The 23,250-nt window shown below is 60.7% G+C and carries 19 protein-coding genes; 17 read left to right on the forward strand and 2 right to left on the reverse strand.

Annotation, left to right across the window (positions count from 1 at the left end):
- Positions 1 to 5: 5 nt before the first annotated feature.
- The 9 genes from A7J50_RS31595 to A7J50_RS11000 all read left to right on the forward strand — a co-directional run bounded on the left by A7J50_RS31595 (position 6) and on the right by A7J50_RS11000 (position 11,946).
- Positions 6 to 149, forward strand: coding sequence for a hypothetical protein (locus A7J50_RS31595; protein ID WP_167353688.1), 144 nt, complete (start codon positions 6 to 8; stop codon positions 147 to 149).
- A gap of 26 nt (positions 150 to 175) precedes the next feature.
- A complete protein-coding gene (locus tag A7J50_RS10965; RefSeq protein ID WP_064451798.1) occupies positions 176 to 1,495 on the forward strand; it encodes an aspartate aminotransferase family protein in 1,320 nt (439 codons plus the stop codon).
- A gap of 56 nt (positions 1,496 to 1,551) precedes the next feature.
- Entirely contained in the window at positions 1,552 to 2,154 is a 603-nt protein-coding gene (locus A7J50_RS10970) for a formyltransferase family protein (RefSeq protein ID WP_064451799.1), read from the forward strand.
- A gap of 78 nt (positions 2,155 to 2,232) precedes the next feature.
- Entirely contained in the window at positions 2,233 to 2,862 is a 630-nt protein-coding gene (locus tag A7J50_RS10975) for a LysE family translocator (protein ID WP_064451800.1), read from the forward strand.
- Between the two features lie 435 nt (positions 2,863 to 3,297).
- Entirely contained in the window at positions 3,298 to 6,003 is a 2,706-nt protein-coding gene (gene mgtA, locus A7J50_RS10980; protein WP_064451801.1) for a magnesium-translocating P-type ATPase, read from the forward strand.
- 106 nt (positions 6,004 to 6,109) lie between these two features.
- Positions 6,110 to 6,826, forward strand: a complete 717-nt coding sequence (locus A7J50_RS10985) for an MgtC/SapB family protein (protein WP_053255480.1) — start codon at positions 6,110 to 6,112, stop codon at positions 6,824 to 6,826.
- Between the two features lie 303 nt (positions 6,827 to 7,129).
- Positions 7,130 to 7,756, forward strand: coding sequence for a response regulator transcription factor (locus tag A7J50_RS10990; RefSeq protein ID WP_064451802.1), 627 nt, complete (start codon positions 7,130 to 7,132; stop codon positions 7,754 to 7,756).
- Positions 7,757 to 7,762: 6 nt separating this feature from the next.
- Entirely contained in the window at positions 7,763 to 11,389 is a 3,627-nt protein-coding gene (locus tag A7J50_RS10995) for a transporter substrate-binding domain-containing protein (RefSeq protein WP_064451803.1), read from the forward strand.
- A gap of 134 nt (positions 11,390 to 11,523) precedes the next feature.
- On the forward strand, positions 11,524 to 11,946 hold the full coding sequence (locus A7J50_RS11000; protein ID WP_064451804.1) for a hypothetical protein: 423 nt from the start codon (positions 11,524 to 11,526) through the stop codon (positions 11,944 to 11,946).
- Here the strand turns inward: A7J50_RS11000 and dkgB are convergent.
- Entirely contained in the window at positions 11,943 to 12,761 is an 819-nt protein-coding gene (gene dkgB, locus A7J50_RS11005) for a 2,5-didehydrogluconate reductase DkgB (protein ID WP_064451805.1), read from the reverse strand. The genes A7J50_RS11000 and dkgB overlap by 4 nt on opposite strands.
- A 195-nt stretch (positions 12,762 to 12,956) precedes the next feature.
- Here dkgB and A7J50_RS11010 point away from each other — a divergent pair, with 195 nt between their 5' ends.
- The 6 genes from A7J50_RS11010 to A7J50_RS11035 all read left to right on the forward strand — a co-directional run bounded on the left by A7J50_RS11010 (position 12,957) and on the right by A7J50_RS11035 (position 20,289).
- A complete protein-coding gene (locus A7J50_RS11010; RefSeq protein WP_064451806.1) occupies positions 12,957 to 13,595 on the forward strand; it encodes a TetR family transcriptional regulator C-terminal domain-containing protein in 639 nt (212 codons plus the stop codon).
- 148 nt (positions 13,596 to 13,743) lie between these two features.
- On the forward strand, positions 13,744 to 14,535 hold the full coding sequence (locus tag A7J50_RS11015; protein ID WP_064451807.1) for an enoyl-CoA hydratase/isomerase family protein: 792 nt from the start codon (positions 13,744 to 13,746) through the stop codon (positions 14,533 to 14,535).
- Positions 14,536 to 14,563: 28 nt separating this feature from the next.
- Complete coding sequence (locus tag A7J50_RS11020) at positions 14,564 to 15,724, forward strand: acyl-CoA dehydrogenase family protein (RefSeq protein WP_064451808.1); 1,161 nt, start codon at positions 14,564 to 14,566, stop codon at positions 15,722 to 15,724.
- Between the two features lie 18 nt (positions 15,725 to 15,742).
- Positions 15,743 to 17,851, forward strand: coding sequence for an acetate--CoA ligase family protein (locus A7J50_RS11025; RefSeq protein ID WP_064451809.1), 2,109 nt, complete (start codon positions 15,743 to 15,745; stop codon positions 17,849 to 17,851).
- Positions 17,841 to 19,448 (forward strand): 5-guanidino-2-oxopentanoate decarboxylase, encoded by a 1,608-nt coding sequence (locus tag A7J50_RS11030; RefSeq protein ID WP_064451810.1) that lies wholly within the window; start codon positions 17,841 to 17,843, stop codon positions 19,446 to 19,448. The genes A7J50_RS11025 and A7J50_RS11030 overlap by 11 nt, the downstream gene beginning before the upstream one ends.
- A gap of 139 nt (positions 19,449 to 19,587) precedes the next feature.
- On the forward strand, positions 19,588 to 20,289 hold the full coding sequence (locus A7J50_RS11035; protein WP_064451811.1) for an NAD(P)H-dependent oxidoreductase: 702 nt from the start codon (positions 19,588 to 19,590) through the stop codon (positions 20,287 to 20,289).
- 61 nt (positions 20,290 to 20,350) lie between these two features.
- Here A7J50_RS11035 and A7J50_RS11040 read toward each other — a convergent pair whose 3' ends face one another.
- Positions 20,351 to 21,430: a 3-deoxy-7-phosphoheptulonate synthase gene (locus A7J50_RS11040; RefSeq protein WP_064451812.1), complete on the reverse strand. Its 1,080-nt coding sequence runs from the start codon at positions 21,428 to 21,430 to the stop codon at positions 20,351 to 20,353.
- Positions 21,431 to 22,049: 619 nt separating this feature from the next.
- Here A7J50_RS11040 and A7J50_RS11045 point away from each other — a divergent pair.
- The gene (locus A7J50_RS11045) at positions 22,050 to 22,799 is read left to right on the forward strand and encodes a carbon-nitrogen hydrolase family protein (RefSeq protein WP_064451813.1); all 750 of its coding nucleotides are present in this window, start codon (positions 22,050 to 22,052) and stop codon (positions 22,797 to 22,799) included.
- Positions 22,800 to 23,246, forward strand: a complete 447-nt coding sequence (locus A7J50_RS11050) for a GNAT family N-acetyltransferase (RefSeq protein WP_064451814.1) — start codon at positions 22,800 to 22,802, stop codon at positions 23,244 to 23,246.
- The last annotated feature ends 4 nt before the right edge of the window (positions 23,247 to 23,250 follow it).

Below are 23,250 nucleotides of genomic sequence, written 5' to 3' on the forward strand. Positions count from 1 at the left end.
TTTCCATGCTGAGATTTCTCGCGTTTATCGTGTTCATGGTTGTACTCCTGCCCGTCGGGTTGACGCGCTCGGTGCTGCATTCCTCACGGTTTGGCCGTCGCTTCCACCAGGCGCCGTCCGCGTGGGATCACGCCGTCAATCAACCGTAACGCCATCGGCCTAAGGATCTGTGTCCATGTCAAAGGTGATTTACAAAAACCTCAATACCTCACCGATTCTTGCGGTGGGTGGCGCCGGGTGCTGGCTGGAGGATGCGGCGGGTAAACGCTACCTCGACACCTGTGGGGGTGTCGCGGTGTCGAGCCTGGGCCATGGCCACCCGCGCATCGTTGCGGCGTTCGAGCGGGAGGCGAAAAAACTCGCCTGGGCCCATGCCGGCAGTTTCACCACGGCGGCAGCGGAGGAACTGGCTGAACACCTGGTGGCCGGCAGCGGCGGCCTGGCGCGAGCGCAGTTTTTGTCGGGAGGCTCGGAGGTGATGGAGTTGGCGATGAAAATCGCCTACCAGTACCAGTGCGAGCGGGGGCTGCCGGATAAGTCGGTGTTTATTTCCCGGCGCCAGAGCTATCACGGCAGCACCCTGGGCACCCTGAGCATTTCCGGTAACCCGCAGCGTCAGTCGGTGTTTGGCCAGTTGTTCCCGGCGGCCGAGTTCGTGTCGCCGTGTTACGCCTACCGTGATCAGCGGCACGACGAAACTGAAGAGCAGTATGCAACCCGCCTGGCCGAAGAACTGGACCAGAAAATCCGCGCCTTGGGCAGCGAAAATGTCGCGGCGTTTTTCGCCGAAACCGTGGTGGGTTCGACCAGCGGCGCTGTTCCCCCGGTGCCGGGTTACTTTCGCAAAATCAAGGCGGTCTGCGAGCGTCACGATGTGCTGTTGATTCTCGATGAGGTGATGGCCGGGATGGGGCGCACCGGCCAGATGTTCGCGTATGCCGACGACGGCATCGTGCCGGACATGGTCGCCGTGGGCAAAGGCCTGGCGGCCGGTTACATGCCGATTTCAGCGCTGCTCATCAGTGAACAGGTGCATTCGGTGATGGCGCGGGGCTCGGGCGTATTGGGCAACGGCCAAACCCATGTCAACCATCCACTGGCCTGTGCCATCGCCCTGGAGGTGCAGCAGGTCATCGTTGAAGACGAACTGTTGGCCCGGGTGCGCCAGCGCGGCGAGCAGCTGCGCAGTTGGCTCAAGGAAAGCCTGAGTGACCTGGATACCGTTGGCGATGTGCGCGGGCGAGGGTTGTTTGTCGGGGTTGAATTTGTGCAAGACCGCGCCACCAAGGCGCCGTTCAAGGGCGGTGGTGCGTATGCGGCAGCGCTCAAGCAAGAGGCCTTGGCACGCGGCCTGCTGATCTACCCGGGCAGTGGCACCGTGCAGGGCGTACAAGGCAATCATGTGCTGTTTGCACCGCCATTTATCACCCGTGAAGACGAGCTGGCGCAAATGGTTGAACGGTTCAGTGCGGTGGTGCGGGCCGTGGCTCATTAGCCGTCAGGCGATGTATCGCGCGTTCACCCAAATTACGTAGAAATGGAGCAGTGAAGATGCAGACAATCGAGCCGTGCAAGGACAAAGTCCTGCTGTCGGTGTGCACCATGGACTGGTGCGATCATGGGGTGGAATTCGCCAAGACCGTGTTCTCCAACCTTGAGGTGTTTTGTTGGGACCCGGGTGATCCTTACCCTTATCACCTGGATAATTGGGAAGGCGACTGGATCATTTCCTACCGTGGCGATTTCATCTTCCCAGAGAGCATTTATAAAAATGCGCGCAAGGGTGCGATCAATCTGCACCCAGCGCCGCCCAAGTATCGCGGGCTGGGCAGTCAGCATTACGCAATTTACTACAACGATGAAACCTACGGCTCGACGTGCCACCACCTTGCGCCGTCGGTCGACAGTGGCCAGATCATCAATGTTGCGCGCTTCAATGTAGCGCCCGCCGAGACGGCATCGTCCCTGCGCCTGCATGTCGGGGCCTATTGCTTGCAGCAGTTTATTCATCTGCTGACCGACTACATCCTGGTGGGGCGACCGTTGCCGGTCTCGCCGGAGAACTGGGGGGAGCGGTTGTACAAACAATCGGAACTCAAACCCTGGATGGAGCAGATTCGTGCCCAAGAGCCGGATCATCGTTGTTTCAAGTAGTTTTTGGGCAAGTCACTTCAAGCCGCTTGTGGCTTGAAGTGTTCACTGCGCGTTGGCGCGACGGGTAAGAGAGCATCTATGTTCGAGTTTTCGAGTTTCGTGGCGGCACTGGGCGTCTACGTGATCGGCACCGCCAGCCCTGGGCCTGGCAATCTGGCGATCGCCAATACCTCCCTCAATTACGGGCGTACGCCAGGCCTGGCCTTGGCGGCCGGGGTTATTTCCGGGTCGCTGTGCTGGGGTGCGATGACCGCTGCCGGTGTCTCGGCGTTGTTGATGTCCAACACCCAGATCCTGCTGTGGCTGAAGGTACTGGGTGCGTGCTACTTGTTCTTCCTCGCCTGGAAGTCCATCCGTGGCGCACTGGCTCACAACGCCACCATGGTGGCACGGGTGCGGGAAAAACAGACCCGAAACCTGGGGTTCTATTTGCAGGGGCTGGGCATTCACTTGACCAACCCCAAGGCGGCCTTGACCTGGTTCACCGTGACCACCGTCGGGCTTAGCGCCAATGCGCCGGCCTGGACCAGTTTTGTGCTGGTGGCGGGCTGTGCGCTGTTGGGGTTTCTGATTTTTTGTACCTACGCCCTGGTATTTTCCGCCCATTCGGCGGAACCGTTTTTCACGCGGACGCGTAAATCATTCGGCCTGATTTGCGGCGCCTTCTATTCATTCGTTGCCATAGGCTTTCTCAGTTCACTGTTGTGACGCCGAATGCTTTCCTGAACCCACCCTGAAGAATCCACCTATTCCCTGTTGGTAAACTTTCCTACGGTTTACTCCCCCGGAGTCGGGGCGTAAACTCCGCGCGTTTTCATCAATAGCGGAGACCCTAAGTGGGTACTTGTTCGAGTGACAGTAGTCGGCCGGTTTCGGTAACCGGCACATACTTGGCAAGGTAACGCGCATTCTTCTGATGCCGTTGTCTCGCCAACAAAGCGAGAAGCGGCATCGCGGCAGCGGCCAGTCCTGGCACCTGCCCCAACCCCTCTCATCGACGCTGACCAGCACCTGATCGCAATCAGGAGGCTACGGACGCGCCTGCCTTTTATGGCCGGCGGGCCAAGCTGACTGTGCCTTTAAAAAGGGCGCAGTGCAGTCGGTCGTACCTGCACGAAGGTTTCCTCGCGCAGGAGTTACACCATGAACCTCACACTGCTGAAAGAGTTCTTCGCCGGTTTCCTGCGGACCCGGCACATTGCCCGGCATTTCCGCCGCCTGGCGATGCTCGAGACCGTGACCGACGCCAACGTCAGCCGCGAAGTACCGCCGACCCTGGCGCAAACCCTGGTGGTCGCGGCCAACAGCAGTGCTGTGCAATTGCTGGGCAAATTGGGCAGCCATGTCGAGGGGTTGAGCACCCAGGATTCCGACGCCTTGCGCGTGCAGTACGGCCTCAACGAGGTCGAGCATGAGCAGCCGCTGCCGTGGCGGGTGCACCTGTGGCAGTGCTACAAGAACCCGTTCAACCTGCTGCTGACCTTGCTCGCGCTGATCTCCTTGCTGACGGACGACATCAAGGCGGCCACGGTGATTTTTTCCATGGTGGTGCTGTCGACCCTGTTGCGCTTCTGGCAGGAGGCGAAGTCGAACAAGGCTGCCGACGCCTTGAAAGCCATGGTGAGCAATACCGCGACGGTGTTGCGCCGCGATAAGGCCAAGCGCATTGAGCTGCCGATCAAACAATTGGTGCCGGGTGACCTGATCGTGCTGTCGGCCGGCGACATGATCCCCGCCGACTGTCGCGTGCTCAGCGCCAAGGACCTGTTTGTGAGCCAGGCGGCGATGACCGGCGAATCGATGCCGGTGGAGAAGTTCGTCCACCAGCACGACAGTCAGGCGCGTAACCCGCTGGACCTGGAAAACATCCTGTTCATGGGCACCAATGTGGTGTCCGGTGCGGCGACGGCGATTGTTCTGGCCACCGGCAACAGCACCTATTTCGGCGCGCTGGCGCAACGCGTGACCGCCACTGACCGTGCGACCACCTCGTTCCAGCATGGCGTCAATAAAGTCAGCTGGTTGCTGATCCGCTTCATGTTTGTGATGGCGCCGCTGGTGCTGTTCATCAACGGTTTCACCAAGGGTGACTGGACCGAAGCATTGCTGTTCGCGCTGTCGATTGCCGTGGGCCTGACCCCTGAAATGTTGCCGATGATTGTGACCTCCACGCTGGCCAAGGGCGCTGTGTTCCTGTCGCGCAAGAAGGTCATCGTCAAGCGCCTGGACGCGATCCAGAACTTCGGCGCCATGGACGTGCTGTGCACCGACAAGACGGGCACCCTGACCCAGGACAAGATTTTTCTGGCGCGCCATGTGGACGTGTGGGGCGAAGAGTCTGATGACGTGCTGGAAATGGCCTACCTCAACAGCTACTACCAGACCGGCCTGAAAAACCTGCTGGATGTGGCGGTGCTCGAACACGTTGAAGTGCACCGCGACTTGCAAGTCGGCACGGCGTTCCAGAAGGTCGATGAGATTCCGTTCGACTTCAACCGGCGTCGCATGTCGGTGGTGGTGGCCGAGCAGGGCCAGCCACACCTGTTGATCTGCAAAGGCGCGGTGGAAGAGATTCTGTCGGTGTGCAACACCGTGCGCCATGGTGAGACCAACGAAGCGCTGACCGATGAGTTGCTGGCGCGCATTCGCCAGGTGACGGCGGCCTTCAACGAAGAAGGCCTGCGCGTCGTGGCGGTGGCTGCGCAGCCCATGGCGGCGGGGCGCGACACCTACAGCCTGTCGGATGAAAAAGACCTGACGCTGATCGGCTATGTCGCTTTTCTCGACCCACCCAAGGAGAGCACCGCGCCGGCACTCAAGGCCCTGAAAGCCCATGGCGTGGCGGTCAAGGTGCTGACCGGTGACAACGAACTGGTGACGGCCAAAATCTGCCGCGAAGTGGGCCTGGAACAACAGGGCTTGCTGATGGGCAACGATATTGAAGACATGACCGACGCCGAGCTGGCCAAGGCCGTGGAAACCACCAATGTGTTCGCCAAGCTGACACCGAGCCACAAGGAGCGCATCGTGCGCCTGCTCAAGGCCAACGGGCATGTGGTGGGGTTTATGGGCGACGGTATCAACGACGCGCCGGCATTGCGCACGGCGGATATCGGTATTTCGGTGGACAGCGCCGTGGACATTGCCAAGGAAGCGGCTGACATCATCCTGTTGGAAAAGAGCCTGATGATCCTGGAGGAGGGCGTGCTCGAAGGCCGCCGCACCTTCGCCAACATGCTCAAGTACATCAAGATGACCGCCAGTTCCAATTTCGGCAATGTGTTCTCGGTGCTGGTGGCCAGTGCGTTTATCCCGTTCCTGCCGATGTTGCCGATGCACCTGCTGGTGCAAAACCTGCTGTATGACATTTCGCAGATCGCGATTCCGTTCGATAACGTCGACGACGAAATGCTCGCCAAGCCGCAGCGCTGGCAGCCGGGTGAAGTGGGGCGGTTCATGCTGTTTTTCGGTCCGATCAGTTCGATCTTTGACATCACCACGTTTGCACTCATGTGGTATGTGTTTGATGCCAACACGCCCGATCACCAGACCCTGTTCCAGTCCGGCTGGTTCGTGGTGGGGCTGCTGACCCAGACGCTGATCGTGCACATGATCCGCACCCCGAAAATCCCGTTCCTGCAAAGCCGGGCGGCGATGCCGTTGATGGTGATGACCGGTGTGATCATGGCTGTGGGGATTTTCCTGCCGATGGGGCCGCTGGCGCACTACTTCAAATTGCAGGCGCTGCCGTCGTTGTACTTTGTGTTCCTGCCGCTGATTTTGCTGGCGTACATGGCGCTGACCCAGGCGGTGAAAGGCTTCTATATCCGTAAGTTTGGCTGGCAATAACCGGCCTTATTCCGTAATACCGTTGGCCCATGTGGGAGCAGGCAAGCCAGCGCCCACATGGGCCAACGGTGCAATCAGCTTGCTGCTGCATTCAAGGAGATTTTTTATGCAAGCCATCAACAACATCAACCTCACCACTCTGGTCGACACGTTGGTCAGCCTCACCGCGGCGTTTATCCTTGGTGGCTTGATCGGCTTCGAGCGTCAGTACCGCCAGCGCACGGCGGGCTTGCGCACCAACGTGCTGGTGGCGGTGGGCGCGGCGATTTTCGTCGACATGGCCAACCGCCTGGGCGGCGCGGAAGGTGCCGTGCGGGTCGTCGCGTATGTGGTCTCGGGCATCGGCTTTCTGGGGGCCGGCGTGATCATGCGTGAGGAAGGTAATGTGCGCGGGCTCAACACCGCTGCCACGCTCTGGGCCTCGGCGGCGGTGGGGGCTTGTGCAGGGGCCGACCTGATTCTCGAAGCGCTGCTCGGCACGCTGTTTGTGCTGGCGGCCAATACCTTGCTGCGGCCGATCGTCAATAACATCAACCGTCAGCCATTGGACGTGGTGTCGGCAGAGGTCACCAACATCCTGTATGTCATCGCACGGCGCAGCCAGCAACAGGCGGTGATGGTATTGCTGGAAGCCGAGTTGGCGCGCTGCAACTACCCGGCCAGCGACGTCGACGTACGCCCATTCGGCAGCGAAGAAGTGGAAATCGAGGCCACCCTTGCCGCCACGTCAGTCGATGGTGACGAACTGGATGCACTGGTGGCGCGTATCTCCACATCGACCCTGGTGGTGCAGGCCTTCTGGAGCCCGAGTACCACCGATTAGCCTGCGCCTGCAAAGCATGACCAGACGTTGGCTTGGGAATGCTTTCGCGAGGAAAAGTCCTACATTTGGTTGGGACTATCCCTTCGATTGAAACGTCATTTCGTTGCTAAGGTTGCGCCCTTGCAACTAGCCAGCGGCAGCCGTTTGGCTGTACGTGTTCGGCCTGTTTTCAATCGAAAGGGACCAGGCATAGCCTGGCTATCGTCCTGAGTGAGGGCAGCACCGCTGGTCGGCACTGTCATTTCTCACAGGTACCTGTGTCCCGTGTGGTGTGTAAGTCTACTTACCTCTCAGGGGAGTGTTATGAGCAAAGCGTTAATAGTTGACGATCACCCGTTTATCCGCAAAACCGTCCGCCATCTGCTGACGCTGGAAGGCTTCACTGACATTGATGAAGCGGGTAATGGTGCCGATGCCGTGCAGAAGGCCAGAGAGGGGCGCCCAGCCTTGATCATTCTCGACTTGGCAATCCCGAAGCTGGGGGGGCTGGAGGTGATCGGCCGAGTCAAGGCGCTGGGCTTGCCGTGCAAGATTCTGGTACTGACGTCGTACCTTCCGGAGTTCTTTTCCTCGCGTTGCATGCGTGCAGGCGCGATGGGGTTTGTCGCCAAGACAGGGGAACTGGACGAGCTGCAAAAAGCGATCAAGGCCGTGATGTCCAACTACAGCTGCTTTCCCAGTTTGCCGAGCAGTTCGGTGCGCCGTGATGATTTGCAGTCTACGGAGTTGGAGCTGGTGCAGTTGCTGTCGGATCGCGAGCTGGCGGTGTTGCAGATGCTGGCGCTGGGGCTGGGCAATAACGAAATCGCCAATCAAATGCTGCTGAGCCACAAGACCATCAGTACCTATAAGACGAGGCTCAAGGAGAAGCTGCGCATGTCGTCCGTGGTACACATGGCCAAGTTTGCCCAGCGTAATCATCTGATCTGATTTGAAATGACCCATGCCCAGGTTCGAGGGTTCATCACTACGCTGTTGATGAGCCTGCTTCCGATGATGGCTGCGGCCCTTGATGAGCCCCATACCCTGCGGTTGCTGGGGCACTCCAACGTTGACGGTACAGGCCCATCCGTGGTGTTGGGGGAAGCGGACTGGCATTGGCTGCGCGAGCGGCGAACATTGTTGATGGGGGTTTCCGCTCCCGATTACGGGCCTTTCGAACTGACCAATAACAACGACGAGCTTGAAGGCGTCACGGCTGACTATGCGAAGTTGTTCGCACAGTCGCTGAATATCACCGTTGAGGTCCGGCGCTACGATACGCGCGATGAAGTGATCGAGGCGCTCAAGCAGGGCGCCATTGATTTCCTTGGATCGGCCAACGGGTTTGAAGCAGGTGACCCACAGTTGGTGCTGTCGCGTTCCTATGCCAATGATCAACCGATTCTGGTTACCCGTACCGGAGACACCCAATCCCTGAGCGTCGACCTGGCAGGCAAGCGCGTGGCGATGCTCTATCACTACATGCCGCCCGACGTCGTAGAGGCTTTTTACCCCAAGGCCCACGTGGAACTGTTTCCCTCTATCTTCGAAGCCATCGGCGCCGTGGCATTCGGCCGCGCCGATGTTTATCTCGGGGATGCCATCACCGCCAACTACCAGATCAACCGTAACCACCTCAACAATGTGCAAATGGCGGATTTTTCCATCCTGGAATCCAACGCCTTCGCGTTCGCCGTTACCCGCGACAACACTCGCCTGCTGCGTATCATCAATACTGCGCTGAGGTCGATCTCGGTTAACGAACAGATGGAAATCTTGCGCCGTTGGAGTGCAGGTAACCTTGGCTTTCTGGGGGCCGAACGGCTGCACTTGAGCCGCAGTGAACAGCGCTGGCTCGAGAAGCACCCGCGGGTCCGAGTGGTTGCGTCCGACCTGATGCTGCCATTGGCATCCTTCACGGCACAGGGGCAATTAGAGGGGCTGAGTGCGGACGTTTTATCGCGGATCAGCCTGCGTACCGGTTTGAAGTTCGATGTGGTCTCCGGCGGTTCGATGCCCGAGCAAATTGACGCGGTCAGTAAGGGCCGGGCAGACATGATGGCGGTGGTGGCGCCGAGCATCGAAGACTCTGATCAGGTGCGTTTTACCCGGCCCTACCTGACCAACCCGCTGGTGCTGGTCAGCCGCAGCGACTACCCCGGCACGATGACCCTGGAGGACATGATCGGAAAACGTCTCGCGGTGACCAGCGGCAACGCGCTGCGTGAGGTCATCAATCGGGACTACCCCGGTATCCACTTTGTGGAGGCCGGGAGCCCTACGCAGGCCATGGCCCTGGTGGCCAACGGCAGTGCCGATGGGGCAGTCAATTCGTTGATCTATGCGCGTTACCTTATTGCCTTTCAGTACCGTGACCGCTTGCGCGTGACCAGCACGGTGGGCTCTGATCCGGTACGCATGACGTTCGGGGTCAACCGTGGCGAGTTGGAGTTGTACTCGATATTGGACAAGGCGTTGCTGAGCATCAGCCCTCAGGAAATGGATGAGTTGGCCAACCCATGGCGTGCCGATGTGATCATCGAAGACCATTGGTTGCGCCATCGCAGTGCGATTATCCAAGGGTTTGGCCTGGCGGCGGTATTGCTGCTGGTAACCCTGGGGTGGGCGATTTACCTGCGCAGTCTGATACGCAAACGTGCCCAGGCCGAGCGGGCATTGAGCGACCAGATGCGCTTTATGGGGGTACTGATCGACGGTACGCCTCATCCGATTTACGTGCGTGACCGCCAGGGCCGGCTGATGGCTTGCAACAGTGCGTTCCTGGACGTCTTCGGCTTCAAGCTCGAAGCGATGATCGGCAAGACGGTGACAGAAACCGACACCGGCAACCCGCCGCAGGCTCAGTCTTTCCATGAGGATTACCTGCGGCTGATGGAGCGTGGCGAGCCGCAGATTCATGATCGGGTACTCAGGTTGCCCGGTGGCAAGGTGTTGACCATTTACCACTGGATGCTGCCGTACCGTGATGGCGACGAGAACGTCGTGGGCATGATTGCCGGTTGGGTGGATGTGAGCGAGCGCCAGCGGCTCCTGGGCCAGTTGCAGGAAGCCAAGGAGGAAGCCGATGCCGCCAACCGTGCCAAGACCACGTTCCTGGCGACCATGAGCCACGAAATTCGCACGCCCATGAACGCCGTGATCGGCATGATCGAGTTGGCGCTTGCCAACGCCGAGCAGGGGCACGCCGACCGCGATGCCTTGGCCGTCGCTTCGGTTGCGTCCCACAGCATGCTGGAATTGATTGGCGATATTCTGGATATTGCCCGGATCGAGTCTGGCCACCTGTCTCTTGCCCTGGAGTCAGCCAACCCGCATGAACTGTTGATGTCGGTGGCACGGGTGTTCGAAGGGCTGGCGCGGGCCAAGGGCCTGTCGCTGCAGGTAGAGCTTGACCCACTGATTGACTGCCCGGTGTTGATCGACCCGTTGCGGTTCAAGCAGGTGGTCTCCAACCTGCTGAGCAATGCCATCAAGTTCACCGCCGATGGCCAGGTGCGGTTGGGCGCACACAGTTCTGCGGCGCCTGATGCAGACCATCTGAGCCTCAGGTTATGGGTAGAAGACACCGGCATTGGCATCAGCGCCGAGGACCAGCAGCGCCTGTTCAACCCGTTTATCCAGGGCAGCAATACCGAGCAGTCGGCGCGCAGCGGGTCGGGTTTGGGCTTGGTGATCAGCCGTAATCTGTGCGAAATGATGGCCGGGAAGCTGCAGTTGAGCAGTGTGCTCGGGCAGGGTACGCGGTTGGATGTGACGTTGACACTTGCCAGGACGGCTGCCTTGCCGCCCGAGGTTTCGGCCCCGGCCCCAGCCGTCCGGCCGACCCGTGTACTGGACATTCTGGTCGTGGATGACTACCCGGCTAACCGCTTGCTGCTGGCCCGGCAACTGAGCTTTCTGGGGCATCGCATTATCACTGCCGAAGAGGGGGTTCAGGGGTTTGAGCGTTGGCAAACCCAGCATCCCGACGTGGTGATTACCGATTGCAACATGCCCCTCAAGGATGGCTATGCCTTGGCACGTGACATTCGTGCGCAAGAGCGTGAGCAAGGGCTGGAACCCTGCCTGCTGCTGGGTTTTACCGCCAATGCACAACCGGAAGAAACCGAGCGCTGTCGGCAGGCGGGCATGGATGGTTGCCTGTTCAAACCGGCCGGGCTTGAGGACTTACGCTCGGCGCTGGCCTCGCTTGCGTTCAGCCCAGGCGTACCCGACGTTGATGGGGTATTGGATTTGGGTTCGCTAAGGGTCGTCACGGGGGACGATCAAGTAGCGCTCAAGGAACTCTTGAACGCGTTGCTCGACAGCCTGGAAGCTGACCGCGTGAGGCTCCCGTTGCTGCAGCGCCAGGTCAGTTTTCGCGGGCTGCATGACCTCGCTCATCGAGTCAAGGGCGGGGCGCGAATGGTCAAGGCCCAAGCGCTGACCACCTGTTGCGAAACGTTGGAGAGGGTCTGTGAACGACAGGAGCGCACCGCACTGGGGGCTGCGATTGAAGCGGTAGACGAGGCGATTGACGATTTGCATAAACGACTGAATGACTACTGCAATCCTTCATGACTGCGGTTTACGGTCATTCGGTGAATTTGGGAGAACTCCTACGTGAAGGGGGAACATGGCTGATTTTGTCTTCTGGATATGTCTGGAAAATGAGCCGCTCTCATTGACGAGTACTGCCAGCCCAGGGGTTTGCCATGCCGAACAAAGCACTGACCATCCTGATTGCCGATGAACAGCACCTGCAACGGCTGTACATCGAAAAAATGCTCAATCAGTTGGGGTACCACCGGATTGTGCCGGTGCAAACCTACGAAGAAGTCCAGATTCTCACCGCAGTCCCGGCCGAACCCTTCGATGTCTTGATCATCAATGCGGGGCTTGCCGCTCATGTCTGCGGGCCGCAGCCCCAGGTACGCCATGTGTTGCTCTACGATCACCTGGACCCAGGCCAACCCGCTGGCGCAATGCCGTCTGTGCTGGTACGCCTGCCCGGAGTGCCGGACAACGTCAACCTTGAACATTTCATGGACATCATCGACCCACCCGAGGCCGCCACGGGCCTGCGGGTGTTGCCGTGGCTGCGGGAGTTATCCTGCAGGCCGATAGCGGGGGTTTAATCCCACTTCGGCGCAATGCCCTTGGGGCTGGTCAAGCGGTGGCCACGTTCCAGGCCGGCAATCTGCGCCATGTCGGCAGCGCTCAAGGTCAGTTGCAGGGCCTTGAGGTTACTCTCCAGGTTGGCGCGTTTGGTCGACGACGGGATTACCGCATAGCCCAACTGCATGGCCCAGGCCAACGTCACTTGCGCAGGCGTGGCCTGATGGCGTTCGGCGATTTGCTGGAGCACCGGGTCTTTCAGCACTTCACCGTAGGCCAGGGTCATGTACGACGTGATTTGAATGCCCTGGGCGGTAGCGAAATCCACGACCTTCTGGTTTTGCAGATACGGGTGCAGTTCGACCTGGTTGGTGGCGATGTTCTCGGCGCCCACCGCAGCAATGGCCTGCTTCATCAGGTCAATGGTGAAGTTGGAAATACCGATCTGGCGCGTCAGGCCCAGGCGCTTGGCTTCAAGCAACTGGCCCATGAATTCGGCCACGGGGACTTGGTCTTCCGGTGACGGCCAGTGGATCAGGGTCAGGTCCAGGTAGTCGGTCTTCAGTTTGCTCAGGCTTTCACGCAGGCTGGGAATCAACAGGCCATCGGCAAAATTGGACACCCAGATCTTGCTGGTGATGAACAATTCATCACGCGGCACGCCACTGGCGGCGATGGCGTGGCCGACATCGGCTTCGTTCTCATAGATCTGCGCGGTGTCGATGGCGCGGTAGCCCAGTTCCAGGCCATTGCTCACGGAATCGATGACCACCTGGCCTTGCAGACGGAAGGTGCCGAGGCCGAAGGCGGGAACGTTTTGGGTCGGGATAGACATCAGTAACTCCAGAAGGGGGGTGAACAATGGAGTCGAGTATCCCCGCGTCGTTCCTTCGGAAAAACCGCCGAACCCGAAAAGGACTCTTTACCAGAAGTCACGAGTGGCGTTGCTGCGGATGCTGGATCGGGTGTCGCCCGGTTACCGCGACTGAGGTAGAGTCGTGCAGCCGACTCAACCGCAGGAAATCGCCCTATGACCCAGGAATCCCGTTTCTCCCGCATGGAGCCGGAATTGCGCAAGGCCAATCTGGTCCAGGCGACGCTTACTTGCCTCAAGCGCGATGGCTTCCAGGGCGCGTCGATTCGCAAGATAAGCGCCGAGGCCGGGGTGTCGGTGGGGCTGATCAGTCATCACTATTCGGGCAAGGATGAGCTGGTGGCCGAGGCCTATCGCACGATCACCGCCCAAGTCATGAGCCTGTTGCGCGAGACCATGGCCAAGGCGCCACCGCAACCGCGGGAACGTTTGTCGGCGTTGTTTCGTGGCTCCTTTTCCCCACAACTGCTCGACCCGCAACTGCTGGACGCCTGGCTGGTATTCTGGGGCGCGGTCAAGACGGCCCCGGCGATCAACCAGGCCCACGAACATTCCTATGGCGAGTACCGCACCATCATGCGCTCGGCCCTGACGGACATGGCCAGGGAGGAGGGGTGGAAACAGTTCGACGCCGACCTGGCCGCCATCGGCTTGAGCGCCTTGCTCGATGGGTTGTGGTTGGAGTCTGGGCTCAACCCTGGCACCTTTACGCCGGCGCAGGGCATCCAGATTTGCGAAGCCTGGGTCGACGGCTTGCAGAGTGGCGGTCGCCAACGTTACCAGCTCAAAACCTGAGCCTTTCTCACCGCCTGGACGCAATGTCCAGGTCGATATTTCCCCCCTGAAAATATTTGCAGTTTGCCGATTGCCTCCTTGCTGAACACTCGTTTAGTATCTCGCCATGTCGCACCCCTCAAGCCAATTAAAATAATTCGAGGAAGCCATGACTACCGATTCGCCCGTGCTTACCCATGTGCAAGCAGGCGTTGCCTGGATCACCCTCAACCGGGTGGCCCAGCGCAATGCACTGGACATCCCGACTCTCAAGCACCTGCATGCCTTGCTCGATACGCTCAACACCGACAGCGCCGTGCGTGCGGTGGTCTTGACCGGCAACGGGCGTGGCTTCTGCGCCGGTGCCGACCTGGCGGAGTGGGCCGAAGCCGAATCGCGTGGTGCCCTGGAAACCTACGGCTGGACCGAAACCGCCCACGCCCTGATGACCCGCCTGCACACCCTCGACAAACCCACTCTTGCTGCGATCAACGGCACTGCCGTCGGCGCCGGCATGGACCTCACCTTGTGTTGCGACCTGCGCATCGCCGCGCAGTCGGCACGCTTCAAGGCCGGCTACACCAGCCTGGCTTACTCGCCGGATGCCGGTGCCAGTTGGCACTTACCGCGCCTGATCGGCAGCGAACAGGCCAAGCGCCTGCTGTTCCTCGATGAACTGTGGAGCGCCGACCGCGCGCTGGCTGCCGGGTTGGTGGGCGAGGTGGTCGCCGATGATCAACTCCACGCCCACGCCACCGAGTTGGCGACGCGCCTGGCCAACGGCCCGACCTTCGCCTTCGCCCAGACCAAGGCCCTGATTCGCGAAGGCGCCGATCGCAGCCTGCCCGAGCAACTGCAGGCCGAACTGGCCGCTGGGTTGTTGTGTGGACGCAGTGCCGATGGTGCTGAAGCCCTGCGCGCAGCCATGGAAAAACGCCTCCCGAACTTCTGCGGCAAATAACAACAACACCCCCCGAGCAGGTAGCGCCATGAATTTCCAACTCAGCCAAGAACAAGACATGTTGGTGGACGCGGTACGCAGTTTTGTGATCAAGGAATTGCTGCCCCATGAGGCGGCGGTGGACCGCGCCGATGAGGTCTCGCCGGCGCTTGCTGCGCAGATTCGTGACAAGGCCATCGCTGCTGGTTTCTATGCCTTCAACATGCCCGAAGAGGTCGGTGGTGGCGGCCTCGATTACCTGTCCCAGGCGCTGATCGAACGGGAGTTGTCCAAGGTGTCGTGGGCACTGCATGTGTTTGTCGCGCGCCCCTCGAAAATCCTCATGGCCTGCACTGGCGCACAGATTGAGGACTACTTGTTGCCCTGCGTGCAGGGCAAGAAAATCGACTGCTTCGCGCTGACCGAGCCGGGTGCCGGCTCGGATGCCAACGCCATCAAGACCCGTGCCGTGCGCAGCGGCGATGACTTCGTGATCAACGGCAGCAAGCACTTTATCAGCCATGCGGGGCACGCCGATTTCGCCATCGTGTTTGCCGTGACCGACACCTATGAATACAACGGGCGCCCACGCAATGAGGTGACCTCGTTTCTGGTGGACCGGGGTACCCCGGGCATGACCATCCGCCGAGGTCCCAAGTGCGTCAGCAACCGCGGCTATCACACCTATGAGATGTTCTTCGACGACTGCCGCGTCCCGGCGTCCAAGGTGCTCGGTGAAGTGGGCAAAGGCTGGGATGTCGCCAATGCCTGGCTCACCGCAGGGCGCGTGATGGTCGCCGCCAATTGCGTCGGCCAGGCTCAGCGGGCGCTGGACGTATCGCTGCAATGGGCGGCGGATCGCAAGCAGTTCGGCCAGCCCATCGGTACCTATCAAGGCGTGAGTTTCAAGCTGGCGGACATGGCCACGCAGATTCGCGCTGCCGAGTTGTTGACCCTGCACACTGCCTGGAAGATGGACCAGGGCCGCATGACCGACGGCGAGGCCGGCATGGCCAAATTGTTTGCCAGCGAAACCCTGGGCAAGGTCGCCGACGACGCCGTGCAGATTTTCGGCGGCATGGGCTTGATGGATGAAGGACCGGTGGAGCGCATCTGGCGCAACGCACGGATCGAACGGATCTGGGAAGGCACTTCGGAAATCCAGCGCCATATCATTGCGCGCGAACTGTTGCGGCCGCTGTTGCGCTGATCGGCGCGGAGAACGCTTATGTCCCAGGCTATTCGCGATAACCTCAAGCGCCTGCTGGCGCCCCGGCATCTGGCATTTGTCGGCGGGCGCAGCATGGCTCGCGCCCTAAAGCGCTGCGCCGACGGCGGGTTTACCGGGCAAATGTGGCTGGTCAACCCGCAGCATGACTGCCTCGACGGCATCCCTTGTGTCCGCCGCGTGGCTGATCTGCCGTGCGGCCCGGATGCGGTGTTTGTCGCCACCAACCGTGAACTGACATTGACCTGCATCGCTGAACTCGCCGCCATCGGCACGGGCGGAGCTATTTGCTACGCCTCAGGGTTTGCCGAAACCGGCGCCGACGGTGCAGCCTTGCAACAGCAGTTGCTAGAAGTGGCAGGCGACATGGCCTTGCTCGGCCCCAACTGCTACGGCCTGTTGGACTACCTGCACAACTCGGCATTGTGGCCGGTGGCCCATGGCGGCAAGACGGTCGAGAAGGGCGTCGCGGTACTGACCCAGAGCGGCAACTTTGCCTACAACCTGTCGATGAGCGACCGCTCATTGCCGGTCGCCTACATGGCTTCAGTGGGTAACCAGGCACAACTGGGCGTGGCCGAATTGATGGACGTGTTGCTCGACGAACCGCGCGTTACCGCCATCGGCCTGCACCTGGAAGGCCTGAAAAATGTGCCGGGTTTTGCCCGTGCGGCGCACAAAGCCCTGGAAAAAGGCATTCCGATCATCGCACTGAAAACCGGCGTCTCGCAGCTAGGCGCCGAGCTGGCATTAAGTCACACCAGTTCACTGTCCGGCTCCGATGCGCTGTACGACAGCTTGTTTGCACGTCTGGGCGTGATCCGGGTGAGCGGGCCGGTGAGTTTTGTCGAAACCTTGAAGGCGGCGGCGTGCGGCAACCTGCCGGCAGGAAATCGCCTGATCGCGCTGGCCTGTTCCGGTGGTGATGCTGGGCTGATTGCCGATTACGCCGAGCGCAACCATCTGGCCCTGCCGAAACTTGACGCAGGCCAGCGTGCTGAACTGGCGCAGGTGCTGCCCAGCTACGCCAATCTGGTCAACCCATTGGATTTCACCACCGCCATCTGGGGCGACCGTGAAGCACTCCATAGCATGCTCGACACGGCCCTGCGCACCGACGCAGATGCCGCCATGCTGGTGCTGGATTACCCGGCCGAATTTACCGGCGAGCGCCAGGAATGCGACCTGCTGTTGGCGCTGTTTTGCGCAGCGCTCGGCCGACATGGCAAGAGCGGTTTCGTCACCTCGGCGTTTCCCGAGCTGTTGCCGGTCCATGCCCGCGAACGCCTGCATGCCCACGGCATTCCCGCCTTGCAGGGGGTGGAAGATGCGCTCGCGGCATGGGGCCGGATTGCTGGCTACCAAAACCATCGTCGCGTCTTGCTTGAGCGGGGCGAATCGATCCTCGAACCGCTGTGCCCACAAGCCCTCGATGGCCATGGCGCGGCCCTGGATGAATGGGCGTCCAAACAGGCATTACGCGCGTTTGGCTTGCCCACTCCACCGAGTGTGTTGAGTACGCCGGAACGCGCGATTACCGATGCACAGGTGTTGGGCTACCCGTTGGTGCTCAAGGCAGTCAGCACCGATTTACCGCATAAAACCGAAGCCGGGGCGGTGGCGCTTAACCTGCCAGACGCAGCCGCTTTAAGCGCTGCGATTGAGCAGATGCGCGGGCAAATCGCCGCGTATGCACCCGGCGTTGCCTTCGATCGACTGCTATTGGAGTCCATGGCAGCCCAGCCCTTGGCCGAGTTGATCGTAGGCATCAAGCGTGAAAACGACTTCGGCCTGGCCCTGGTGATTGGCGCCGGTGGCATCCTGGTGGAACTGCTCAAGGACAGCCGCAGCCTGTTGCTGCCCACCACTGACGAGGCGATTGGCAACGCGTTGCTCAGCCTGCGCAGCGCCGCTTTGCTGCAAGGTTTTCGCGGGCGTGAGGTGGCGGATATGGACGCGTTGGTCTCGGCGATTCGCGCGGTGGCCGACTACGCCTGTGCCAATGCCGAACGGTTGCTGGAACTCGATGTGAACCCATTGCTGGTCAATGCCCAGGGCGCCACGGCGGTCGATGCATTGATTCGACTAGGAGATGGCTATGCAAGATAAAACGGTGACCGGCGGCCAGGCGCTGGTGCGGTTGTTGGCCAACTATGGCGTCGACACGGTGTTCGGCATTCCCGGTGTGCACACCTTGGAACTGTATCGCGGCCTGCCCGGCAGCGGCATTCGCCACGTGCTCACGCGCCACGAACAGGGCGCCGGTTTTATGGCCGACGGCTATGCACGAGTCAGTGGTAAACCCGGCGTGTGCTTTGTCATCACCGGCCCTGGCGTCACCAATGCCGCAACCGCCATCGGCCAGGCCTATGCCGATTCCATTGCGATGCTGGTGATCTCCAGCGTCAACTCCACCGCCAGCCTCGGCAAAGGCTGGGGCAGCCTGCACGAGACCCAGGATCAGCGGGCGATCACCGCTCCCATCACCGCGTTTTCGGCGGTGGCATTGAGTGCCGAGGATCTGCCCGAGCTGATCGCCCGTGCCTACGCGGTGTTCGACAGCGAGCGGCCACGGCCGGTGCATATTTCGGTGCCGCTGGATGTGTTGGCGGCACCGGTCAAAAGGGATTGGAGCAATGAGGTGGTCCGCCGTCCAGGGCGTGGTCTGCCATCGGCCGACGTGCTGGAGCAGGCAGTGGCCGCGCTCGCGGCGGCCAAACGGCCGATGATCATTGCCGGCGGGGGCGCATTGGCAGCAAGCGAGGCGTTACAGCGTTTGAGTACGCGCCTGGCGGCGCCGTTTTTTACCAGCGTTGCGGGTAAGGGACTGCTGCCGATCAACGATCCGCTGAATGCCGGTTCCACCCTGTGTGTCGAACCGGGCTGGCAACTGATCAGCGAGGCCGATGTGGTGCTGGCGGTCGGTACGGAAATGGCTGACACCGATTATTGGCGCGAGCGTTTGCCAATCAAGGGTGAGCTGTTACGGGTGGATATCGACCCGCGCAAATTCAATGATTTCTACCCCTGCACGCTGGCGTTGCACGGCGATGCCAACCAGACCGTGTTGGCCTTGCTCGAGGGGTTACCGCCTGCACCGCGCCACGCAGACGCGTCGATCAAAAAGGTCGCAACATTGCGCCAGGCGGTAGCGCTTGGGCACGGCCCGCTGCAGGCCATTCATCAAGCCATTCTTGACCGCATCGAGGCCGAACTGCCTGCCAACGCGTTCATCAGCAGTGACATGACCCAACTGGCCTACACCGGCAACTACGCTTACCCAAGCCGCGCCCCGCGCAGCTGGTTGCACCCCACCGGCTACGGCACCTTGGGCTATGGCTTTCCCGCCGGCATCGGCGCCAAGTTCGGTGCGCCGCTGCGCCCCGGCCTGGTGTTAGTGGGGGACGGCGGTTTTCTCTACACCGCCCAGGAACTGGCGACCGCCGTGGAGGAACTGGACAGCCCGTTGGTGGTGCTGTTGTGGAATAACGACGCCCTTGGCCAGATCCGCGACGACATGCTGAGCCTGGATATCGAACCCATCGGTGTGCTGCCGCGCAACCCGGATTTTGCGCTGTTTGCCCAGGCGTTCGGTTGCGCCGTGTACCAACCCAAGAGCCTGGATGAATTGCAGACGGACTTGCGCAACGGCTTCAAACGCAATGGCGTGACGTTGATCGAGCTCAAACATGCCTGTGCCTGTTGACCCATACAGGCGCGGGACCCTGGGCGAAAACAACCAAAGGCGCACCGTCCTGCTGTTTTCATCGGAAGCGAAAATGGCCTCGCAATGGCTTGAACATTTGCTCGCCCAACGGGCGGCGCACACCGTTTGAGGAGTTCACATGAAGGTTTTGATTGTTCACGCCCACCCTGAGCCACAGTCCTTTACCGCTGCGTTGCGCGACCAGGGCGTGACTACGCTGCAAGGCCTGGGGCATCAGGTGCAGGTGAGTGACTTGTATGCCATGCAGTGGAACCCGGTGGCGTCGGCGGCTGATTTTTCCACGCGAGAGAATCCCGAGTATCTGGTGTATGCCCTGGAGCAACGCATGGGTGTAAAAAAACAGTCGATCGCGGCGGATATCCAGGGCGAGTTGGACAAGGTGCTATGGGCCGACCTGCTGATCCTCAATTTTCCGATCTTCTGGTTCTCTATGCCTGCAATGCTCAAGGGCTGGGTCGACCGCGTGCTGGTGTCCGGTGTGTGTTATGGCGGCAAGCGGTTCTATGATCAGGGCGGGTTGGCGGGCAAGCGTGCGCTGGTCACGGTGACCTTGGGCGGGCGCGAACACATGTTCGGTGAAGGCGCGATTCATGGGCCGCTGGAGGATATGTTGCGGCCGATCCTGCGCGGTACGTTGGCGTATGTCGGGTATGAGGTGCTGGCGCCGTTTGTGGCGTGGCATGTGCCGTATATCAGCGACGAGGCGCGGCGTGATTTTCTGCTGGCGTATGAGCAGCGGCTGCAAGGGTTGGTGGATGAGCAGCCCTTGGTGTTTGCGCAACTGGCGCAGTTTGATGAGGCGCTGTACCCACTTTCCTGAGCCCGGCGACGTTCAACTGTGGGAGCTGGCAAGCCAGCTCCCACAGTTTGATTCTCATCGGTCAGTCGGCTTTGCTGTGCGCGCGAAGGCGCTCGGCCGCACTGCGCAACAACTGCTCGGTACTGTTCCAGCCCAGGCAACCATCTGTCACCGACACGCCGTACTTCATCGACGCACTCAACGGTTGGCAACCTTCGAACAGATGACTTTCGAGCATCATGCCGATCAGCGAGGTGTCACCCTGCAGGCGCTGTTCCAACACGTCGTTGAACACCGCCGGTTGACGCAACGGGTCCTTGCCACTGTTGGCGTGGCTGCAATCGACCATAATCCGCGCCGCGACCTTGGACTTGGCCAGGTCATGCTTCACTTGCGCCACGCTTTGCGCGTCGTAGTTCGGCCCACGGTGACCGCCGCGCAGCACCAGATGGGTGTCGGGGTTGCCCGGGGTCTGGATGATCGCCGGGTGGCCCTGGCTGTCGACGCCGAAGTGGCGGTGCGGGTGCGACGCCGAGCGCATTGCATCGCAGGCAATCGCAACCCCGCCGTCGGTGCCGTTCTTGAAGCCGACCGGCATGCCCAGGCCGCTGGCCATTTCGCGGTGGATCTGTGATTCAGTCGTGCGCGCACCGATGGCGACCCAACTCAGCAGGTCATCGAAGTAGCCGGCGGCCATCGGTTGCAGCAGCTCGGTGGCGACCGGCAATCCCAGGCGCAGCATTTCGCGCATCAGCTCGCGGGACAGCGTGAGGCCGGCGGCCATGTCGTCGCTGCCGTCCAGGTGCGGGTCGTAGGCCAGGCCTTTCCAACCGATGGTGGTGCGCGGTTTTTCGACGTAGGCACGGATCACCAGCAGCATCTGGTCGCTGACCTCAAGTGCCAGCTTCTTCAGGTTGCGCGCGTATTCCATGGCGGATTCGGGGTCGTGGATCGAACACGGGCCGACAATCACCAGCAAACGTGAATCTTCGCCATTGAGAATGGCGCGCACGGCTTGGCGATGGGCGTGGATCTGTTCATTGAGGAACGGGCTGAGAGGCAACCGGTGCTTGAGCTCAAGGGAGCTGGGCAGGCGCTGGGTCAGGGCCTCATTGGCGCTGGACAGGGCAGAGACGGGCAGAGCGGCGATGGAGGAGTTCATATTCAAGGCTTCCTGGGCAAGCGGCGGGCTGTTCCCGCACGCTCTGCCCTACTGGGGTGTTCGACAATTGGCCGTATTGGCTGCGTGTGTTGGCTTGCCACCAATAGGTGACCGATCGGAGGCGGCAGGCTGTCCCGAACGGAGCTTGCTAAATCGCCATGCAGTGGAAGTGTCGTAGCGGTAATAGGTGGCGTAGTTCATGTCGTGAGTCCTTTTAGTGTTCGGTGTGATGCAAAATAATTAAGGCTTGAAAAAACAAAACCCCCGGTCGGGGAGCCGACCGGGGGTTAGATTTCTCTGGTAGGCGACCCCTTGAGTAGTGGGCGCCGATTTCAGGTATCAGGCGCGCCAGTGGCTAAACCAATACCCAAAATAAAAGCTGACCAGTGCGCTCAAACCGTTCACACGGGCAGCCGACACCGAGCGCGATGCGCTGGCAGCAGGGCAAACCTGAGTGTGGGTGAGTTGCAACATGGTGTTTCTCCAAATGATGGGGGGAGCTTACTAGAGGCGCATGGCAGGATTCAATCAGTAATTTCTATCGCGTGAGGGACTTACGGCTATGGGGTGAGTGCCGATATGCTGGTTACACTTTGGTATCTATTGCTAGGACGCGACCATGACTGCCTTGACCCTTGCTGCTGCGCAAACCACCTCCATCGCGGGTGATGTGCCGGCCAATATCCAGCGGCACCTGGCGTTTATGCAGACGGCGGCGGCGCAGGGCGTGCAGTTGTTGGTGTTTCCAGAGCTGTCGTTGACCGGGTATGAGCCGGCGCTGGCGGCCGGCCTGGCGATTGCACCCGACGATGTGCTGCTTGAGCCGCTGCGTGACAGGGCGCAGGCGTTGCGGTTAACGGCGGTGGTGGGCATGCCGATACGTCTGGCGCCCGGGGAAGGCGTGCTGATCGGCGCACTGGTGTTGGGCGCGGACGGTTCGCTGGCGGTCTACACCAAGCAGCATTTGCACCCGGGCGAAGAAGTGGCGTTTGTCGCGGGGCAGGGTGGTGCAGCCCTCGAGTGGGGGGATGACCGCATTGCGCTGGCGGTCTGCGCAGACTTTTCCCACGCCAGCCATCCGCGTCAGGCGGCTGAAGCCGGTGCCAATGTGTACGCCGCAGGTGTGCTGATCAGTGAAGGCGGCTACGCGACGGACAGTGCGCTCCTGCAGGGTTACGCCGCCGAGCATCGGATGCTGGTGCTGATGGCCAACCACGGTGGCCCATCCGGTGGCTGGGCCTGTGCGGGTCGCAGTGCCATCTGGTCAGCCGATGGCAGTCTGCTTGCTGCCGCGCCGGGTATTGGCGACGCGCTGGTGATTGCCCGCCGCGATGGCGAGCACTGGGCTGGGCATGTGGAAGCGCTCTAAATGGCCTTTCACCTGCGCGCTGCCACAAGCCAGGACCTGCCGTTTGCGCGAACGCTGACCCATGACGCCATGAACCGCTATTACCAGCAGTACGGTTTGCTGTGGTCTGACAGCGGCTTTGACGTCGCCTGGGCAGGGCGTGAAAACTGGCTGATCTGCAACGATGACAGTGTGATGGGGTTTATCAGCGTCAATCGTGATCACAGGGCGCTTTATATACGTGAATTGCACATGCTCGAGCGCTGTCGCAAGCAAGGCGCAGGCAGTTGGGTGTTGGAGCAAATGGTGCTCAAGGCGCGTGCGCAGGGGTTGGGTCTTTTACGGTTGACCGTGTTCAAGACCAATCCGGCGAGAAGGCTGTATCAGCGCCAGGGGTTGAGTATCGTCGGGGAAGAGGAGTGCTTCTGGTGCATGGAGCGCGAGTGTCACACAACCCCATTTGACTAAAACA

Origin of the sequence: Pseudomonas antarctica (genome assembly GCF_001647715.1) — a bacterium.
Taxonomy (GTDB): Bacteria; Pseudomonadota; Gammaproteobacteria; order Pseudomonadales; family Pseudomonadaceae; genus Aquipseudomonas; species Aquipseudomonas antarctica_A.

Coding starts and splice junctions, on each gene's coding strand:
- A7J50_RS31595 (WP_167353688.1), top strand. CDS start 6: ATGCTGAGATTTCTCGCGTTTATCGTGTTCATGGTTGTACTCCTGCCC.
- A7J50_RS10965 (WP_064451798.1), top strand. CDS start 176: ATGTCAAAGGTGATTTACAAAAACCTCAATACCTCACCGATTCTTGCG.
- A7J50_RS10970 (WP_064451799.1), top strand. CDS start 1,552: ATGCAGACAATCGAGCCGTGCAAGGACAAAGTCCTGCTGTCGGTGTGC.
- A7J50_RS10975 (WP_064451800.1), top strand. CDS start 2,233: ATGTTCGAGTTTTCGAGTTTCGTGGCGGCACTGGGCGTCTACGTGATC.
- mgtA (WP_064451801.1), top strand. CDS start 3,298: ATGAACCTCACACTGCTGAAAGAGTTCTTCGCCGGTTTCCTGCGGACC.
- A7J50_RS10985 (WP_053255480.1), top strand. CDS start 6,110: ATGCAAGCCATCAACAACATCAACCTCACCACTCTGGTCGACACGTTG.
- A7J50_RS10990 (WP_064451802.1), top strand. CDS start 7,130: ATGAGCAAAGCGTTAATAGTTGACGATCACCCGTTTATCCGCAAAACC.
- A7J50_RS10995 (WP_064451803.1), top strand. CDS start 7,763: ATGACCCATGCCCAGGTTCGAGGGTTCATCACTACGCTGTTGATGAGC.
- A7J50_RS11000 (WP_064451804.1), top strand. CDS start 11,524: ATGCCGAACAAAGCACTGACCATCCTGATTGCCGATGAACAGCACCTG.
- dkgB (WP_064451805.1), bottom strand. CDS start 12,761: ATGTCTATCCCGACCCAAAACGTTCCCGCCTTCGGCCTCGGCACCTTC.
- A7J50_RS11010 (WP_064451806.1), top strand. CDS start 12,957: ATGACCCAGGAATCCCGTTTCTCCCGCATGGAGCCGGAATTGCGCAAG.
- A7J50_RS11015 (WP_064451807.1), top strand. CDS start 13,744: ATGACTACCGATTCGCCCGTGCTTACCCATGTGCAAGCAGGCGTTGCC.
- A7J50_RS11020 (WP_064451808.1), top strand. CDS start 14,564: ATGAATTTCCAACTCAGCCAAGAACAAGACATGTTGGTGGACGCGGTA.
- A7J50_RS11025 (WP_064451809.1), top strand. CDS start 15,743: ATGTCCCAGGCTATTCGCGATAACCTCAAGCGCCTGCTGGCGCCCCGG.
- A7J50_RS11030 (WP_064451810.1), top strand. CDS start 17,841: ATGCAAGATAAAACGGTGACCGGCGGCCAGGCGCTGGTGCGGTTGTTG.
- A7J50_RS11035 (WP_064451811.1), top strand. CDS start 19,588: ATGAAGGTTTTGATTGTTCACGCCCACCCTGAGCCACAGTCCTTTACC.
- A7J50_RS11040 (WP_064451812.1), bottom strand. CDS start 21,430: ATGAACTCCTCCATCGCCGCTCTGCCCGTCTCTGCCCTGTCCAGCGCC.
- A7J50_RS11045 (WP_064451813.1), top strand. CDS start 22,050: ATGACTGCCTTGACCCTTGCTGCTGCGCAAACCACCTCCATCGCGGGT.
- A7J50_RS11050 (WP_064451814.1), top strand. CDS start 22,800: ATGGCCTTTCACCTGCGCGCTGCCACAAGCCAGGACCTGCCGTTTGCG.